Annotated in this window: 1 protein-coding gene; it reads right to left on the reverse strand. The window is 69.8% G+C overall.

Going from position 1 to position 2,995, the window contains the following annotated elements; genetic code table 11:
• On the reverse strand, positions 1 to 2,922 hold a 2,922-nt coding region (locus VNE62_03195; GenBank protein ID HVE91295.1), incomplete at its 3' end, for a hypothetical protein.
• Positions 2,923 to 2,995 lie beyond the last annotated feature (73 nt).

Below are 2,995 nucleotides of genomic sequence, written 5' to 3' on the forward strand. Positions count from 1 at the left end.
CCGTCCCAGCTTTTTACGGATAGATCTCAGAGTTGCGTCTGCACCGGCCTGAGGTGCAGGCGAGGCAGCGGGCCCAGATCCGCTCGCGGATGACGGTCCGGCCCCCGCCGGGCCAAGCACCGGCTGCGTCGCCCCGGCAACGGCTCCAGCCAGGGGCGCGGTCTGCGACTGCGCGCCCGCCACGACCAGCCTCAGCGGGTCGATGTCCGTCTTGCCGGACGCGAACGGGACATAGGCCGCCACGGGAACAGGTCCCGCAATGTGCCCGGCGAGCTGGCTCGAGCGGCCCCGGAGGTTGTCCAGGATCTGGACCTCCACCGGCCCGGAGATAGCCGCCAGCGTCTTTCTGGACAGCGCGAGCTGCTCCCAGAACCGCCCGTTGGTCCTGAACGCGTTGTCGATCCTGAATCCACCGCTCACGGGAGCCTCAGCCTGCGGCAGCGAAAACGCCAGCGTCGCCGAGAAGTCCCTGGTCCCCCGGGCGGGGTCCGCGTAGCGGGAACCTCCGGAGCGGATCGCAGGGATCTTGCTGCCGTCAAAGCCGGCGACGTCGACCGTTGCGGCGTCGTCGCCCGGTGAGTGCACCAGGACCTGCCAGTCCTCACAGACATCGGCCTTCACGCCGCCGGAGTCGATCCGCCTGCAAGCGTCCGCGGACATCTGGGAGGCCGAGTAGTTCGGGTTCATGTCGAATGCGTGGCCCCGTCCGTGAGGGGTGTTCGCTGCGGGCCACGATGTCCGCTGCCAGGTGTCGTAGTTCACCGACAGGTCTCCGATCGACGCCGACGTGAGCGGCGCGGACAGCTGCTGCACCGGCCGGGACGGCACGAGGATCAGATACAGGTCGCCCTGGTTGTCCCCCAGCGGCTTCATGTCGAACTCGAAGTTCGCGAGCCCGGAGGCGGCTCCGCTGACCGCGATGCCGCCGGACCCGACAGGCGACGTCGTCCCCACGGTCGGCGAACGCAACGTCCCCGCGGGGGTGACGACTCCTGCCGCCCACTCCTCGCCCACGTTCACGACGGCAAGGACCGCCGCGTTCGTCAGGTCGTAGGAGAAGTTCAGGGACATGTGCATCTTGTAGTTGGGGGTCGTCAGCGCGAACGGGTACTTGGCCACTCCAACCACCGAGGCCGCCGCCCCCGCCGACGCCACCGGGTTGAACGTCGCTGTGAACGCGTCGGTGCCCGGCCCCCCTTTCGTGAAGGTCCAGCCCCGCATGTCGCCCGCCAGCGGCAGCTTGGCCAGCGCCGGAAGCCGCAGGATGCCCGCCAGCGGCGAAGACGCGAAGTCCAGGTCGTCGTGACCCATCAGGTCCACGACGCGGGAGGAGACCGCCACGCCCGGCATCTTCTTGAACCTGTCGAGGATCACCCTGGTGGTGCGGGGTCCGGTCGTGACCAGCCAGCTGTTGGTCGGGGGGTCTGCTTGCACGTTTTGCGGTCCGAACGTGTCCCTGAGGTCTGTCTCGGTGAAGTTGCTTCCGAGGATCAGGGCGTCGAAGTCCTGGTAGGACGGGTTCTCGCCCAGGTCCGACGTCCGGGTGACCTCGGCGCCCGAGGCGGAATCGGTCAGGGTCTGGACCACGGGGGAGCCGTAGTCGGAGAACTGCCTGACCGTGTAGTAGCCGGGCGGGACGTTGCTGAAGTCGGCGTTGCCGTCGGCCCCCGTCACCTTGAAGAACAGCTTCGTGTGCAGCGGGTTGACGGGCAGGAGCATCAGAGGCTTGGTCAGAAGCGACGCCTCCGGGGGCAGCGCGGGCAGCAGCGCGAAGGTCAGGTTCTCGGCGGGGATGTCATGGATGTAGAAGCCGTGCCCGCGCACCCGGGAACCCTTGACGAGGCAGGTCGGGACCTGCTCGGTTCCCGGCGGGACTCCGTCGATCGACACCCCCGGCCGCACGCTGCCGCCGGTTCCGATGACATCCACGTCGGTGTAGCCGCAGTACAGGCCGCCGTCGTAGCGCGACGCTCCCAGCGGGACGGACAGCTCCGCCCCCCGCTCGCTCACGCGGGCTGCGACCGGCGGCGCGTTTGCGGGGCTCACCTCACGGGACTTCGTCGCGCCGGCCGGCCCGGAGCCCGCGAACGACGAGAGCACGGACGAGGCAGCTGTGGCGCGGCCCTGACGGACGGCCAAAACCGCCGACCATGCACCCGACTCGGGCTCGGCCCCCAGGTCTGCGTGCTGAGTGACCAGCGGACGGGAGGAGGCGAATTCGGCCGTCGGAACGCCCTTCAGCAGCCCTGCGCCCTGGCGCCAGGCCGGCGTCCCGGAAAGCGGCACGGAGGCGGCGGTGAGCGCTCCCCTGTGGGCGGCAGCATCCCGCAGTCCCTCACGCGACATGCCTCCCGTCGCCGCGGCCACCAGTGTGGCGGAGGTAAGGGACGAGTCCAGCCTCGCCCTCGCCCTGCTTGGTGCGTCCCCCGCGTCCCACAGTGGGCTCAACGACGGACTCAGCACACCGGCGGCACCCAGGCTCTTGGCCAGCGCCGACGACTCCGGGAGGACCCCGACGATGCCCGACGGCGCGATCAGGTCCGGCTTGACGCTGCCGTCGATCGACGGACCGGAGGCACTGGACGCAGAAACGGCCCGGCCGTCGAACCCGCCGACGGAGATGACCTCAGGAAGGTTCGCCACACCCAGCACCGTCTGGAGGCCGGGGCCCACGTCGCCGGCCGGCGACACCACGGAGACTCCGGACGACGATATGGACGCGATGACGTCCCGGACCTTCTGCCAGCGATGGACCGTCGCCGCAAAGCGGTCGGCGGCGGCGCGCTCGGCCGTGGTTGCCCCCTCCAGCGCCTTCGCGCGCTGGCCCGCATCCATGGGGATGCCCATGACCAGTCCGGATCTGGTGGTCAGGGGCTGGTCCGCGGAGACGTCCAGAACCGTCTTCCAGTAGCCCGACTGCATCGCCTCGGAAACCGGTCGAGGAACTCGTGGGGCGACGCCGCCAGCAGGACGACGTCGAGGTTCTTTGCGTTCG

The organism is Actinomycetota bacterium (genome assembly GCA_035536535.1).
In the GTDB taxonomy this organism is placed as follows: domain Bacteria; phylum Actinomycetota; class JAICYB01; order JAICYB01; family JAICYB01; genus DATLNZ01.